This window comes from Rapidithrix thailandica (assembly GCF_039710355.1).
GTDB lineage: Bacteria > Bacteroidota > Bacteroidia > Cytophagales > Flammeovirgaceae > Rapidithrix > Rapidithrix thailandica.
The window spans coordinates 12,671-28,218 of the sequence record NZ_JBDKWZ010000006.1 but is presented as its reverse complement, the minus strand read 5'-3'; the positions used below and the strand labels follow the sequence as shown (position 1 = coordinate 28,218).

Annotated in this window: 12 protein-coding genes; 3 read left to right on the top strand and 9 right to left on the bottom strand. The window is 39.8% G+C overall.

The features are described 5' to 3' along the window. Positions 1-26 precede the first annotated feature (26 nt). From AAG747_RS11545 to AAG747_RS11535, 3 genes are all read right to left on the bottom strand, one after another. On the bottom strand, positions 27-1,439 hold the full coding sequence (locus tag AAG747_RS11545; RefSeq protein WP_346821327.1) for a sigma-54-dependent transcriptional regulator: 1,413 nt from the start codon (positions 1,437-1,439) through the stop codon (positions 27-29). 940 nt (positions 1,440-2,379) lie between these two features. Then, positions 2,380-2,658 carry a hypothetical protein gene (locus tag AAG747_RS11540; RefSeq protein ID WP_346821326.1) on the bottom strand — a complete coding sequence of 93 codons (279 nt, stop codon included), beginning with the start codon at positions 2,656-2,658 and terminating at the stop codon, positions 2,380-2,382. Continuing rightward, the gene (locus tag AAG747_RS11535; RefSeq protein WP_346821325.1) at positions 2,658-3,323 is read right to left on the bottom strand and encodes a ParA family protein; all 666 of its coding nucleotides are present in this window, start codon (positions 3,321-3,323) and stop codon (positions 2,658-2,660) included. Before AAG747_RS11535 ends, AAG747_RS11540 begins: the two co-directional genes overlap by 1 nt. 676 nt (positions 3,324-3,999) lie before the next feature. On the opposite strand from AAG747_RS11535, the gene AAG747_RS11530 reads away from it, so the two are divergent. Then, complete coding sequence (locus AAG747_RS11530; RefSeq protein ID WP_346821324.1) at positions 4,000-5,670, top strand: AMP-binding protein; 1,671 nt, start codon at positions 4,000-4,002, stop codon at positions 5,668-5,670. Positions 5,671-5,717: 47 nt separating this feature from the next. On the opposite strand, the gene AAG747_RS11525 is transcribed toward AAG747_RS11530, so the two are convergent. The 5 genes from AAG747_RS11525 to ychF all read right to left on the bottom strand — a co-directional run bounded on the left by AAG747_RS11525 (position 5,718) and on the right by ychF (position 10,566). After that, entirely contained in the window at positions 5,718-6,692 is a 975-nt protein-coding gene (locus tag AAG747_RS11525; RefSeq protein ID WP_346821323.1) for a polyprenyl synthetase family protein, read from the bottom strand. Between the two features lie 153 nt (positions 6,693-6,845). Further along, a complete protein-coding gene (rsmG, locus tag AAG747_RS11520; protein ID WP_346821322.1) occupies positions 6,846-7,469 on the bottom strand; it encodes a 16S rRNA (guanine(527)-N(7))-methyltransferase RsmG in 624 nt (207 codons plus the stop codon). 138 nt (positions 7,470-7,607) lie between these two features. Then, positions 7,608-8,213 carry an RNA polymerase sigma factor gene (locus AAG747_RS11515; RefSeq protein ID WP_346821321.1) on the bottom strand — a complete coding sequence of 202 codons (606 nt, stop codon included), beginning with the start codon at positions 8,211-8,213 and terminating at the stop codon, positions 7,608-7,610. Then, positions 8,204-9,307 (bottom strand): glycosyltransferase, encoded by a 1,104-nt coding sequence (locus AAG747_RS11510; protein WP_346821320.1) that lies wholly within the window; start codon positions 9,305-9,307, stop codon positions 8,204-8,206. The genes AAG747_RS11515 and AAG747_RS11510 overlap by 10 nt, the downstream gene beginning before the upstream one ends. A gap of 161 nt (positions 9,308-9,468) precedes the next feature. Then, the gene (ychF, locus tag AAG747_RS11505; RefSeq protein WP_346821319.1) at positions 9,469-10,566 is read right to left on the bottom strand and encodes a redox-regulated ATPase YchF; all 1,098 of its coding nucleotides are present in this window, start codon (positions 10,564-10,566) and stop codon (positions 9,469-9,471) included. 267 nt (positions 10,567-10,833) lie between these two features. Here ychF and AAG747_RS11500 point away from each other — a divergent pair, with 267 nt between their 5' ends. Next, positions 10,834-11,589 (top strand): O-methyltransferase, encoded by a 756-nt coding sequence (locus AAG747_RS11500; protein WP_346821318.1) that lies wholly within the window; start codon positions 10,834-10,836, stop codon positions 11,587-11,589. Positions 11,590-11,684: 95 nt separating this feature from the next. Here AAG747_RS11500 and sufB read toward each other — a convergent pair whose 3' ends face one another. Beyond that, positions 11,685-13,136, bottom strand: coding sequence for a Fe-S cluster assembly protein SufB (gene sufB / locus AAG747_RS11495; RefSeq protein ID WP_346821317.1), 1,452 nt, complete (start codon positions 13,134-13,136; stop codon positions 11,685-11,687). Between the two features lie 929 nt (positions 13,137-14,065). Here sufB and rpoN point away from each other — a divergent pair. After that, entirely contained in the window at positions 14,066-15,532 is a 1,467-nt protein-coding gene (rpoN, locus tag AAG747_RS11490; protein ID WP_346821316.1) for an RNA polymerase factor sigma-54, read from the top strand. The last annotated feature ends 16 nt before the right edge of the window (positions 15,533-15,548 follow it).

The following is a 15,548-nucleotide window of genomic DNA, read 5'->3' as shown; positions in this document are numbered from 1 at the left end:
TGTTTTTTTGTGCTGTGCTAAATAAATTATATGCTAATCTCGTATAATTTGAGTTTGTTATACAATGTCTTTCTATCAATATTTAACAAACGGGCTGTTTTTGATTTGTTATAACTCGTCTTCTTTAACGTATTGATGATTAACTCCCTTTCGTTTTTCTCTTGAATTGCTTTTAAATCCACAGAATCAGACGGAATATTTCCTTTTTCTACCGTTAAGAGATCATTCCGGTCTTCGGAGGTTACTTCCTGCGGAATACAAGGCATGGTAATAATTTCTTCCTGACAAAGTAAAACCGCACGCTTCACTACATTTTTGAACTCCCGCAAGTTACCGGGCCAACTGTAGGTATATAACACATCCAATACATCTTGGTCAAAGCCTGTGATGTCTTTTTCCAGCTCGGCATTGGCTTCGTCCAAAAAGTGTTGGGCAAATATTTCAATATCCTCTTTCCGCTCTCGTAACGGAGGTACTTCGATTTTAAACTCGTTGATTCGGTGGTAAAGGTCCTCCCGGAAGTCACCGTTCTGAACGGCCAATAGCAAGTCTTCATTAGTAGCGGCAATGATCCGCACATCCACTTCGATATCCTTATTACTTCCCAGCTTCCGGATTCTTCGCTCTTGGATTGCCCGGAGTAACTTTACTTGGATATCGTAAGACAAGTTTCCGATTTCATCCAAAAACAAGGTGCCTCCGTTGGCTGCTTCAAATTGCCCTGTCTTATCTCCAAGCGCGCCCGTAAAAGAACCTTTGATGTGTCCGAACAACTCACTTCCGGCCAAGTCTTTGGATAAGGCCCCACAGTCGATGGCGATGAACGGAGCATCGGCACGTTTACTGTTTTGGTGAATCATCCGGGAGACATATTCTTTTCCCGTACCGCTTTCTCCTTGCACAATCACTGACATATTCGTAGGAGATACCAAGTCAATATATTTTAAAATTTGACTTGCACTACTACTGCTTCCTTTTACAAACTCCCTGTCTTTAAGGTTTGTCTTTTGAGGAGAGCTTCCCGTACCAGGTGCAGGCCGGCTGCTGTTGCTAACGGGCTTTTCTTCTTTCTCAATAATCTTTTTTTGTAAAGCATTATTGATGATCAGCAGAATTTCATCCGGGTTAATGGGCTTGGTTACATAGTCAAATGCTCCGTATTTCATGGATTTGACCGCCATACGGATTTCTCCGTATCCTGTCATAATGATGACGGGTGTCCCGGGTGAAATAGATTTTATTTTTTGTAATAACTCAAGACCGTCAAGGTCTGGAAGCCGGAAGTCTGTTAGGATAAGATCATAACGTTCCGATTGGAGTAGCTTTACACAATCTTTTGCCGAAGACACATCGGTAATGTTGTAGTTCTTCTTTGAAAGAAATGTTTTAAGCATTAAACGAAACGTAGGATCATCGTCTATTATCAATATCTTTTTCATATAGAATTATAATCGTTCGTCAGGAATGTTGCGCTCTGCAAATTTATTAAACTTTGCGCTATTGTGTGGAAATGTTGAGAGGTTTATTCTAAATGAAGCTGTAGGTTCTGAAAGAAAGAATAACTATTTCGTTTATAGGTAAATATAAAAAAATAAGACCCTTGAAGCAAGGATCTCATTCCATACAATTCCCCTAGTAATGATAAGTAAGTTTACTTTTTAGTCAATTTCTATTTCCTAATACTGTCAAAGACATTAAGGATAATTAACAAATTTGTACCAAAAGTATAAAATTTCACTAAATGACTGTAATTCAAAATAATATCACTAATACTGCTTCCCGTGCTATTTGAAAATATTGTTGAGGCCTTCCTCAGGTTGTTGATTTCATAAACACTTTTCCCTACATTTTCCGGTATTATTTTGTTTTTTATTCTGACTTCAAATTGGCGTTTTTTTAGATTATTATACATGAGTGTCGTTAACATATTAAATGAAGACAAGATTAGATAGTTAAATCTGAGCTAATCCTGTACGGTGTTAAAGTGCATTGTTATACAAAAAAACAAGAAGGAACCTGGGTTGGTATAAACATACTGAGCTTATAAGGGAAAAGATCGTGGGCTGTTGTGAGAGTTACGTTTTGTTGACTTTCATTATTTTAGCAAAGGCAAAAAAAATAAGGTCCTTGAAACAAAGACCTTATTCCTATACAATTCCCCTAGTAATGAAAAGTCAAATTACTGATTTTATTCAGTAGTTTATAACTTATCTTTTGCATTTCTACTCTTAACTTAGAAAATTGTGTACCATAAAAATAAAATATTGTAAGTATCTGTAAATCAGCTTATAGTGATAGGTCTCTAGGAGATGTTTTTGTGGAAAAAATCTACATTTTGTTGATGTTGACTACAATTAGTGGGTAAAAGACGTAAGCCGTTTACTTTTCAATTTGGTTTAGGTATGTTTCAAGGATTAGGGCAATAAGTTTTCCCGGTTGTTTGATCCCTTGGTCTTTTGCTGCATTTCTTAGCCTTTCATACAAGTCAGCCCTCAGTTTCACCGAAGCGTATTCAATTTGTTTTTTCTTAGGTTTAATGGAATCAATGTCCAAGTTAGTGAAGGACAAGTTTTTTTCTTTCTCTCGATATAGCAACGAATCTCTGTTTTTTTTCAGCGAGTCGAATATGAGATCAGATTTACTTTTTTTCTCTGCCATTATAATAAGCATTTAGTCATAAACTCATCGAAATACATGTTAAATTCATCCTTCTCGATGGATGAGTCCGTAATGTCATGAACAGTAGAAATATTTCTCCGGTATCGTACCAAGTTAGAAATTGGCGAATAGAACAGTTTCATTCCTCCGATGCCTGCCAATTCTTTCAGTCGTTGATGTTCGATCGTCTGATCCTTTTTATTGATGACTCCATATACCTCGAAAGGAAACCCCTGGTCCATTTTGTCTTCGCGTATGGGCGGAATCTTTTTCAGGAAACTGATGGTAGCATTAATGTCCAATGCACTGGCTACTACAGGAACGATCAGGAAATCGGAAATTAATACGCTATAATAAATCTCTTTACCCTCCATTTTTCCCGGCACATCCATCAATATTACATCATACCTTTTTTCGGCCAGGGTAATGGTCTTCTCAAAGTTAGCTTCCGGTTTTGGCTGGTTCCAGTTAAAAGCAAAAACATCGTACGAATCGTTATTGTTCTCTTGGTTGTAAATCGTTTTCACCGATCTTTGCGGGTCGCAATCTATCACAAGTACTCGTTTTTTGGTGCGATTATGTATAGCCGCTGCCGTAAGCATTAATAGCGTAGTTTTGCCTACTCCTCCTTTTTGAGTGGCAAATGAGATAATTCTACAACTCATGAATTACTTTGTTTAATTGTATCTGCAAAATTAATAGGAAAATCTTACATCATCAAATTCTACTTATACGTATAAGGTAGAAGTGTATCTTATTGCTTTAAACTCTTTGACGAAATTTCAGGGCCCTCATTGCTCTCCGTTGAGTGATTAGACAGGTGGTAATCAGCTTGATTGTCATATGGTTATTGTGTTATTCTTACATTATTTATCACTCGCTTGCTTAAAAAGCAAGCACTCTGTTCCTCTTTTGCCAAGATATTTTTATATTAATGCTTTCTTTATTGCAATAGTAAAAGGATTTGTACTAAGCGGAAAGGTAGCTTTCTCATATTGAGGAAGTTTGTGGAAAAAGTAATGATAAGATCAACCTTCTGAGTAAGGAATATCGTAAAAAAATGATGTTTGTCTATAAAAATATGTTTTTTACTTAAATACTCTTTCTATTGAGGTGGTTTCCACGTATAGTTTTTGACCGAAGATGGAATCAAAATCGGCTCATCAAGGCGCTTTTTGAAGAGAATAGCCAAAGCTATTGTTGCAAAAAGTAAGACAGAGGAGGCGTGTTTGAAACCTTTTTCAGGAAAAAGAAAAAGGTTAATTCACTTCATTAACAAATAGTTGAAACGGACTTTCATCGTAAGATTTCTAAAAAGTAACCAATTAAACACTGATGAATATGGAAATGAAGCCTTGGCTAAAGCATTATCCCGAAGGTGTCAATGCAGAGATCGATCCCAATCGATATAGTTCTTTGTTGGCCTTGATGAATGAAGCATTTCAAAAATACAAAGATTTACCGGCCTATGAGAATATGGGAAAAAGCATCACGTATGGAGAGCTGGATGATTTATCTAAAAAATTTGCTGCATACTTACAACAGTATACAGGGTTGAAAAAAGGGGACCGGGTGGCCATTCAAATGCCCAACTTGTTGCAATATCCTGTGGCCATGTATGGCGTACTACGGGCAGGGATGATTGTTGTAAATACCAATCCGCTGTACACTGAACGGGAAATGAAACATCAGTTTAACGATGCGGGAGTGAAGGCGATCGTTATCTTGTCAAATTTTGCCTCAAAACTTCAAAATATATTGGCGGATACCTCAATTGAGCACATTTTTGTAACCAATATTGGCGATATGTTGGGCTTTCCTAAAAAGCTAATCGTCAATGCGGTGGTCAAATATATCAAAAAGATGGTGCCGGCATTCTCCATTCCTCAAGCGATACCGTTTAACCAGGCAATTGGAAAAACCAGTCCGGGAGAATACAAGGAAGTAAAAGTAACCGGAGAAGACATTGCCTATTTGCAATATACGGGCGGAACCACCGGGGTATCCAAAGGGGCGATGCTTACCCATAGAAATATTGTATCCAACTTGGAGCAAACCGGGCAATGGTTAAAACCCAAATTAGTCGAAAGAAAAGAAATTGTGATTACTGCTTTGCCTTTGTATCATATTTTCTCTCTGACGGTCAATGCATTGACCATGTTAAAAATCGGGGCTAGAAATATTTTGATTACGAACCCAAGAGATATGCCCGGTTTTGTGAAAGAGTTGAGAAAGCATCAGTTTACGATCTTCACAGGAGTAAATACGTTATACAATGGCTTGTTGAATCAGGCTGATTTTCCGACACTGGATTTTAGTAAATTGAAAGTAAGCATAGGCGGGGGAATGGCCGTACAACAGGCCGTTGCCAAACGTTGGAAAGAAGTGACCGGATGCCCACTGTTGGAAGGGTATGGCTTGACGGAAACCTCCCCGGTATTGTGCTGTAATCCATTGGATGGCAGTGAACATGTAGGGACTATTGGTTTGCCATTTCCAAGCACGGAGGTCAAAATTATCGATGAAAACGGTATCGAACAAGAAGTGGGTGAAGTAGGGGAGTTGGTTGCTTGTGGCCCTCAAGTGATGAAGGGATATTGGCAGAGAGAGGACGAAACGCAAAAGTCTTTTTGGAAAGAGGGTTGGTTTAAAACAGGAGATGTGGCGATGATGGAGCCCGATGGCTTTTTCAAAATTGTCGACCGCAAAAAGGATATGATCTTGGTATCAGGGTTTAATGTATATCCGAACGAGGTGGAGGATGTAATTATGGAACATCCCAAGGTACTGGAAGCTGCCGCAATAGGAGTGCCCGATAGCAAGTCTACCGAAGCCGTAAAAGTCTTTATTGTGAAAAAAGATGAAAGCTTAACAGAAGAAGAGTTAAAATCTTTTTGTAAAGAGCAACTTACCGCCTACAAGGTGCCGAGGTACTATGAGTTTAAAACCGAATTGCCTAAAACGAATGTCGGTAAAATACTGAGAAGGGCTTTAAAAGAGCAGGATGCTTAAGCAGATATCCCGGTGATGAAAAAATAAGGGGGAACGAAAATTTCCCCTTATTTTTTTCTTTCAATGATGTATTCGATCAAAGCATGTAAAGAAGACTTAAATTCCGACTCGGGAAATGAAGCCAAGAGATCTTTGGCCTCTTGCACATATTGTTTCATTACCTGGGTGGTATACTCAATTCCCCCGGATTTTCTGACAAAGTCAATCACTTCCGCTACCTTATCCGGGTTGTCACTTTTATTTTTGATCGTATTGATGATTTTCCGTTTGGTAGGCTTGTCGGCTTGATTTAAGGCATAGATGAGAGGCAAGGTCATTTTCTTTTCCTTGATGTCAATACCAAGGGGTTTACCGATTTCAGCGTTGCCATAATCAAACAGGTCGTCTTTCATTTGAAAGGCAATACCGATCTTCTCTCCAAAAGTCAACATCCTGTCAACGGTTTCCTGAGGAGCTCCTACGGAGCTGGCACCTACGGCACAACAAGCGGCAATAAGTGTGGCGGTTTTTTGACGGATAATCTGGAAATATACCTCTTCGGTAATGTCCAATTTCCGGGCCTTTTCCATTTGCAAGAGTTCTCCTTCACTCATCTCCCTTACTGCATTGGAAACAATTCTCAAGAGTTCAAAATCCCCGTTGTCCACCGAAAGAAGCAGGCCTTTGGCCAAAAGGTAATCTCCAACCAAGACGGCAATTTTGTTTTTCCATAAGGCATTGACCGAAAAAAAACCTCTGCGGTATTGAGAGTCATCCACCACATCATCGTGTACCAGGGAAGCCGTGTGCAATAGCTCAATCAAAGCAGCGCCACGGTAAGTGGCTTCTTTGACTTCACCGGTAATTCCTGCAGTCAGGAAAACCAGGATGGGCCGGATCTGTTTCCCTTTTTTCTTGACAATATAACTCATGATGTTGTCGAGCAACATCACTTTACTTTTCATGAAAAAGCGGAACTTCTTCTCAAATTCGGCCATCTCATCCGAGACGGGGGACTTTATTTGCTTGATGTTTATAGCCATGAGTGTTACAGGGCGCAATTATACAATCTTATTCCTTAATAATCCACAACCCATGTTTAGTTTTTATGTTTGGGCGCTTAGGGTTTCACACTGCCTTGAATCGTACTGTTAGAGTCCTTTAAGGAGCAATGCTGGTTATACATAAAAAAGCCACTAAACCGGAACGTAAACGAGTTTTTTGGTCTCAAAAAATTCTTCTTCAAAATATTCCTTCAGAGGGTAGAAGCGATGATGGTTTTTGAATTTGGCAAACTCTTCCTTTAAATCGCCTCCTTTCAAACAAAGAATACCGTTTTTAAATGAGTTGGCTTGTCCGCTGCGAATGAGTTTTTTCGTCCAACGGTGAAGTACGTCAATGCGGGTGACTGCCCGGCTTACAATGAGGTCATATTGTTGGGTTAGTTTTTCAGCACGGATTTGCTCTGCCGTTACATTGGACAGTTCCAGGGTTTTGGCAATCTCTTCCACCACTTTAATTTTTTTGCCAATAGAATCAACCAGATGAAACTGAGCTTCAGGGTAAAAAATCGCCAGAGGAATTCCAGGGAAACCACCCCCTGTTCCCACATCCAATACACGGGTACCGGGAGCCAGTGGAAAAATTTTGGCAATGCTCAAGGAATGTAGGATGTGGCGTTCGGTTAAATTCTCCACATCTCTGCGGGAAATTACATTCACCTTCTCATTCCAATAAGCATACAAAGGTGGCAGACTTTTAAATAAGTCTAATTGCGTTTGAGTGATCTCAGGAAAATACTTTTTTAGTAATACCTCCATGTAATATAGTATAGTACTCTTTGTGGATTTCTGAATGAAAGAGCAAATATAAAAACCTAATAGCTATGATCAATGTGCAAGCTTAAAATCGTCTTTAATTTCCCCGACAAAAAAACAGCGGGCTAAACCCGCTGAAACTTATATGACATGTTTGCTGTCTTTGACCATATCATAGAGTAACTCTCTGGCCCGGTGTAGTTGTGCTTTGACCGTACCTAGCGGGGCTTCTATTTCCTTGGCAATTTCATCGTATGAAAGCTCTTGGAAATAGCGGAGCTTTACCAGTCGCCTGTATTTCGGCGGTAATAAGTCAACCACCTTCCGGACGATTTCTACCTTTTGAAGTTTGATAGCGACTTCCTGAGGATTGAGGTTTTTATCTTTGATATCAATGCTGATATTGTCACCTTCATCGTTTTCAAACTCCGAGTTGATACTATAGGTATCCAGTTTCTTTTTTCGGATAAAGTCAATACAATTATTGGTAGCCACCCGGAACAACCAAGTGCTAAACGTATAATCTCGTTTAAATTTATGTAAGTTTTTAAAGGCTTTGGCAAAGGCTTCTATGGTCAAGTCTTCCGCGTCATCTACGTTTCTTACCATTTTGAGCATCATATGATACACCGATTTCCGGTACTTATCCATCAACTCAGCATAGGCTTTCTCTTCACCGTTAAGAGCTTGATCAATTAATTTAAAATCAGCTAGTGCCTTTTCTGAAAACCGTTTTTTCAACTCCATGTTATTCGTTTTGAAGTAAGGGTCACCCCCCCCATAATAAGTAAATAGACTAAATACAAGCTGTCTAATAAGGGGATGCTAAAGATGCTAATTTTATAATGTAATTTAAAACTAAGATACTTTAACACTATGGAAACGACTAATAGTCGAATAAGTAGTACTCCAATAGCAATACTAGTATAAAAATTTAGGATTGTCAGTATGATAACCAAAAAATAATGTAAAAAATGCGAAAGGAGAATAAGTCCTAAGAGCGCTTGGCTACCCTTCTGGTAGTGTTTTCCCACCGATAGATGGCGTTTTTTTTGTATATACCATTCCCGCCAGGTATGCTTGGGTTCCGTAAGCATTTGGCTGTTAGGGGAGAGTGCAATAGCAACCTTGGTACCCGCTTGTAGCCCGTTGATAAACAGATCATCATCCCCCCCTAATATTGAAGAATACTTTCCAAAGCCTTTTTGTTGCCTGAACAAAGATTTTTGATATGAAATATTTCTACCTACTCCCATATAAGGCTTTCCCCATAAAGCAAAAGACAGGTATTGAATACCCGTGATAAAGGTTTCATACCGGATAAGTTGATTGAGCAAACCGTCTGTTTTAACATATGGACTGAACCCCAACACTGCATGAGTAGTACCTGTATAAGGTTGACACATGGTTTTTATCCAATGAGGCGAGGTAGGCCAACAGTCTGCATCAGTAAACAAAAGGGTATCATAACGGGCTTGTTGAATTGCTTGTGTCAAAGCGAATTTTTTCGATGTGTACTCCGGAGGGGTTTGTTTGATTGTGATAAAACGAAAGGATGGATGTTGTTTCGCAAAATCTTCCAAAATCGCTTCACTGTTGTCAGTAGAGCGATCGTTAGCAATTATGATCTCAAACTGAGGATATTCTTGACTCAGTAAAAGTGGAACAAGTTTTTGTAAATTGGGGGCTTCGTTATGAGCGGCCACAATGACTGAAACCGGAGGAAAGGTAGAAGAGGAGGGGGGAGTCTGCTTTTTAAGGAGCTTTCCAAATATGATGGCATATAGCAAAATTTGAAAAGCACTGGCTAAAAGCAATATGGAGAGAAGCGCTATCGACAAGAGTAGAGTATTGTGTACTTTTTTAGAAATGTCAGTCCTTGACTGATACAAACATGTTACCAATCAAGGACTGCACTGATTATTTAAAAATGGTAAAACTATTCTTTTTTAAAGAGGCTCCCTGATACCGGAAGCAACCCCTTGAAAACAGTTCTGTTGTATTATACATTAAACCTGAAATGCATAATATCCCCATCGTTCACAACATACTCTTTTCCTTCGATGGACATTTTTCCAGCATCTTTGACGGCCGCTTCGGACTTATATTCTTTATAGTCTTCATAGCCAATGACTTCGGCACGGATGAAACCCCGCTCAAAGTCTGTGTGGATTACCCCGGCCGCTTGAGGGGCTTTCCAGCCATTGCGAATGGTCCATGCTCTTACTTCTTTTACCCCCGCAGTAAAATATGTGATCAGGTTTAATAAGCGGTAAGATGCTTTAATCAACTTGTTCAAGCCGGATTCATCCAAGCCGTATTCCTGAAGGAACATCGCTTTTTCCTCTTCGTCTTCCAGGGTCGCAATTTGCGATTCGATGGCTGCACAGATTAATAATACTTCAGCGTCTTCATGTTTTACCCCTTCCTTCAAGGCCTCCGAGTGTTCATTCCCGTTGAGAATAGAGCCTTCCTCCACATTGGCCAAGTAGATGACGGGTTTGGCGGTAAGCAAACACAAATCTTTTACGACTTCCCATTCTTCTTTGGATGCTTCCAGACTTCTGGCATTGTTTCCATTTTCTAAATGGGTTTTAAATTTTTCCAGCATTTCCAATGCTTTGCGGGCCTCTTTGTCACCACTTTTCGCAACTTTTAGAAATCGCTGGATTTTTTTATCAATGGATTCCAAATCTTTGATTTGAAGCTCCGTGTCGATGATTTCTTTATCGGATACCGGATTTACTTTTCCATCCACATGTACTACGTTGTCATCTTTAAAGCAGCGTACTACATGGATAATGGCGTCCACTTCCCGGATATTTCCTAAAAATTTATTTCCCAGTCCTTCACCTTTACTGGCTCCTTTTACTAAACCGGCAATGTCCACAAATTCAATGACGGTAGGAAGTACTTTTTCCGGATTTACCAGTGACTCCAATACTTGTAAGCGCTCGTCCGGAACGGTAACTACCCCTACATTCGGTTCAATGGTACAAAAAGGGTAATTGGCAGCCTCTGCTTTAGCATTGGATAAGGCATTGAAAAGAGTCGATTTTCCCACATTGGGTAGACCGACAATTCCACATCTCAGTCCCATTTGTCGTGATTTATTTGTTGAAAATTTTATTCAAAATAAAGTGAAACGCTGCAAAGATAGAGCTTTCTACTTACTTTTGAAGCATGAAAGATATCCTTAGGGAAAAATTGTATTCCTTTGAAATGCGTTCTTTTGCCTGAGATAGTCATGTCTGTCAGCTTTTGCCAAGGGGTGGATACCGTGCAGCCGTTGATGCGATGTTAGTATAACGAAATGATAAATTTACATAAATAAGTGTTCGATAAAATTAAATTTACAGCTAGGTATTTGAAGTATAAACTGCAGGCGCAAGATGCTCATGGCGTGCATTCGCCGTTTGTCTTTGCCCTTTATACTCAGGCAATTGCTTGTAAAAAGCAGTACTATCACTTTGAGCGGATTGGGCGTATTCGCAAAAAACTTTTGAAAAGTCGCGAACAAATAGACGTTACCGATTTTGGGGCGGGCTCCAAGAAAATGAACAGTAACCAACGGAAAGTTGCCGAAATAGCCAAGTATTCTGTCAGTTCTACCAAAGTGTCAGAGTTGCTTTTTCGTCTGGTCGACTACTTTAATCCTAAATCTATTTTGGAGTTAGGTACATGCCTGGGGGTCAATACTTTGTATATGAATTTGGCTTCTCATAAGGCAGAAGTAATAACCTTTGAAGGCTGCAATGAAATTGCAAAAGTGGCACAGGGTAATTTCCGGCAGTTTAAAAATAAACCTATCAAAATCGTTACGGGCAATTTGGATGATACACTGGCTCCTAAGGTAAAAGAAGTGCCTAAGCTTGACTTTGTGTTTTTTGATGCCAATCATCGTAAGGAGCCTACATTAAATTACTTCCGTACATGCTTATCCAAAGCCCATGAGGCAAGTGTATTTATTTTTGACGATATCCATTGGTCCGATGAAATGGAAGAGGCTTGGCAAGAGATTCAAAATCACCCGGATGTCACTTTAACGGTTGATTTGTTTCAGGTGGGATTGGTCTTTTTCCGGAAAAAGCAACCCAAACAGCATTTTACGCTCAAATTTTAAACATGCTCTGAAACTGAAGCGGTGAGATAAAAAAATTAGGCGGCCCCAAACAGGGCCGCCTTAAATATTGGTATTGTTAAAAACTGATATACAAATTATCCGACACTGCCCTCTAAGCTTAAGGCCAGTAGTTTTTGGGCTTCTACAGCAAACTCCATCGGAAGTTGGTTTAACACTTCCTTACAGTAACCGTTGACAATTAAGGCCACGGCTTGCTCCGTATCAATTCCACGTTGGTTGCAATAGAAGATTTGGTCTTCACCGATCTTAGAAGTAGTGGCTTCGTGTTCTACTTGTCCGGTATTGTTTTCTACTTCCAAGTAAGGGAAGGTATGAGCTCCGCATTGGTCGCCCATTAGCAGGGAGTCACATTGGGAGAAGTTTCTGGCATTTTCGGCCCGTTTTTGGATTTTTACCAAGCCGCGATAGCTATTTTGGCTTCTTCCGGCAGAAACCCCCTTAGAAACAATCCTGCTTTTGGTGTTTTTACCAATATGAATCATTTTGGTTCCGGTATCTGCTTGTTGCATACCGTTGGTGACAGCTACCGAATAAAACTCTCCGATAGAGTTATCTCCTTTTAATATACAACTAGGGTATTTCCAAGTAATGGCAGAACCGGTTTCCACTTGTGTCCAAGAAATTTTTGAATTGTCTCCGGCACAAATCCCTCTTTTGGTTACGAAGTTATAAATTCCTCCTTTGCCGTTTTCATCCCCAGGGTACCAGTTTTGCACGGTCGAATATTTCACCTCTGCATCTTTTGCTGCGTAAATCTCCACTACGGCAGCATGCAGTTGGTTTTCGTCACGCATTGGAGCTGTACAACCTTCCAGGTAACTGACATAAGAAGCTTCATCGGCAATGATGAGCGTTCGCTCGAATTGTCCTGTATTCGCGGCATTAATGCGGAAGTAAGTAGATAGCTCCATGGGGCAACGCACTCCCTTAGGGATATAGCAGAACGAACCATCACTAAACACAGCAGAGTTAAGGGCTGAAAAGTAGTTGTCGTTGGCAGGCACCACTGAACCCAGGTATTTTTTTACCAAGTCAGGGTGATCCTGAACCGCTTCACTGAAAGAGCAAAAGATAATACCTTGCTCTGCCAACTTTTCTTTAAATGTGGTTTTGACGGAAACACTGTCAATTACGGCATCTACCGCTACTCCTGTCAATCGCTTTTGTTCGGTGAGAGAAATCCCCAGTTTTTCAAAAGTCTTCAACAACTCCGGATCTACTTCATCCAGCGAAGAGGGACTGACTTTTTGTTTGGGAGCAGAGTAGTATATGATATCCTGATAGTTGATTTCATCAAATTTTACATTTGCCCAGCGTGGGGTTTCCATTTCTTTCCATCGCTTGAAAGCCTTTAACCGCCACTCTGTAAGCCACTCCGGCTCATTCTTTTTATGTGAAATTATTCTGATAATGTCCTCATTAAGCCCTTTGGGAATTGTATCCGCCTCAAGGTCTACAGTCCACCCATGCTCATATTCCTTGGATGTAAATTCCTCTAAGATTTGAGAATCCTTATCTGCGCTCATTGTAGATAATTTTTATTTAGAATAATACTAAATTACAAAGCTATAACAAATTCTTGCTTTTCAATGTTATTTCCAGGTAAATTTTCAGAGAGGTGAAGTTCTCGCCTTTTGGTACCTGGCTTTATAGCAAAACTAAGCACTCTATATGTATTCCGAACTATTTTTCTATTAATTTTACATGAGAAGGCCTGAAGTTTAACAAGAAGAGCATGTTTAAATTTCACCCTTTGGGTCAAAAATTCCCATTTCAGAAACCTCAACGCAGCTTGTTGAATGGCTGGTACCCCGGCGGCCGGCATCCTGTCAAATAGTACGATTGCTCTCCGGTATACCGGACCGCCGAGTGTGGGACCACCGAGTGTCGGGCCACAAAAATGATCTTCTGAGAACCCTAAACCGAGAATTTTTACTACCCAAGGGAAAAGGGACATCTCCCACGGGGGGCACAATGTATTTTAGATATGCTCTAAAAAGTAAGATTCTTAAGGGGCACAAGTAGAAAAACAGAAAAATTTATTTATTTTACCAACTTTTTTAATGGAACAGTGCAAAGTGGGCAAGTAGAAGAGTGGATTATGCAATAGTTAAATTTGTAAATAATTCTTTTGCCTTTTCAACCTTCCGAAATTGCTGTTTGAACAGCCACTCATAAAAGAAGATCCACAACCTCTTCGGCCTACACCTTGAGATACATTATTTTTGTATATATAGAAAGCATATTATAGTGATTATTTTTTGAATGAGATGTAGAAAAAAAGTAGTGATTAAGAAAAAAACAAATTTTAAATAATTGATTATTAGATAGATAATATTAGTTGGTACGATATTTTTAATCAAAATGGATTTTATTTCGTTTTAGTAGAAATAAAGAACCGCAATTAAACCAGTTCAACTTTTTAAAATTGTTGGGTTTTTAACCAAATAGAAGTATGCAAAAACTCAATCTAACACAGACTTTATCACAGAAACTCTCGCCACAACAGATTCAATTTATCAAGTTGTTGCAAGTGCCTACTATTGAGTTGGCCTCTCGTATTGAGGAAGAGCTTGAGAGTAATCCTGCATTGGAAGAGGGGAAAGACGAGTATGAAGAACCCGGTACGTACGAGGAGGAGGATTCCTTAGGAAATGAGGAATACGGAGAAGAGAATATTGACTCAATGGAGGAAATCAATCTGGAAGATTATATCAATAAAGATGATGTAAGTGGCTATAAAATGTACGGTGATGGCTTGCCTGTAGACGATGAGGAGAAAGAAATGCCCATAGCCACGGTAGAGACATTGGTTGATAACCTGATGGATCAATTGGGATACCTTCGCCTGGATGAACGGCAAACGATCATCGGAAAGCAGTTGATCGGAAGCATCGATGGGGATGGATATATCCGTAGGGAAATGGAAGCCGTAGTAAATGACTTGGCATTTGCACAAGGCATTGAAACGACTGCGGAGGAAGTAGAATCGCTATTGATAAAAATTCAACATTTTGACCCTCCCGGTATTGCCGCCCGTGACCTTCAGGAGTGTTTGGTTTTACAAATCAGACGCAAAAATCAAGAGGAACCCAAAGTAAAAAATGCGCTGAAAGTATTGATGCTTTGTTTTGAAGAATTCAAGAAAAAGCATTATACAAAAATCCAAAAGAAACTGGGGCTGACGGAATCGCAGTTAAAAGACGCCATTCAGCAAATCATCCGTCTTAATCCTAAACCCGGAGGATATGGTGGGGTCTATTCCAAAACGCAATACCTGACTCCTGACTTCATTGTGAAGGAAGTGAACGGGAAATTGGAGGTTTCGTTGAATTCGAAAAATGCTCCCGACCTGAAAATTAGCCGTTCTTATGCGGAAATGCTGGATGCATACGACAAAAGTAAAAAGAAGGATAAGAAGCTGCGGAAGACGGTAACGTTTGTGAAACAGAAACTGGATGCGGCCAAATGGTTTATCGATGCCATTAAGCAAAGGCAGGAAACCTTGTTGAAAACCATGAACGCAATAGTCCGGTACCAGTTTGACTTTTTCCTAACCGGTGATGAAAGCAAGTTAAAGCCGATGATTTTGAAGGATATTGCCCAGGAGATCAGCATGGATATTTCCACGGTATCCAGGGTGGCTAATAGTAAAGCTGTTCAAACCGATTTCGGTTTATATCCTTTAAAATTCTTCTTTTCGGAAAGTATTTCCACAGAAAGCGGAGAGGATGTAAGTAGTAAAGAAGTGAAATACAAATTGAAAAACATTATCGAACAAGAGGATAAGCGCAAACCCTTGTCTGATGATAAATTAGAAAAACTTTTAAAACTACAGGGGTATAATATTGCGCGAAGAACCGTGGCAAAATACCGGGAACAAATGAATATTCCCGTTGCCCGCTTGCGCAAAGAACTGTAGTGGAACCGTTCCAAAT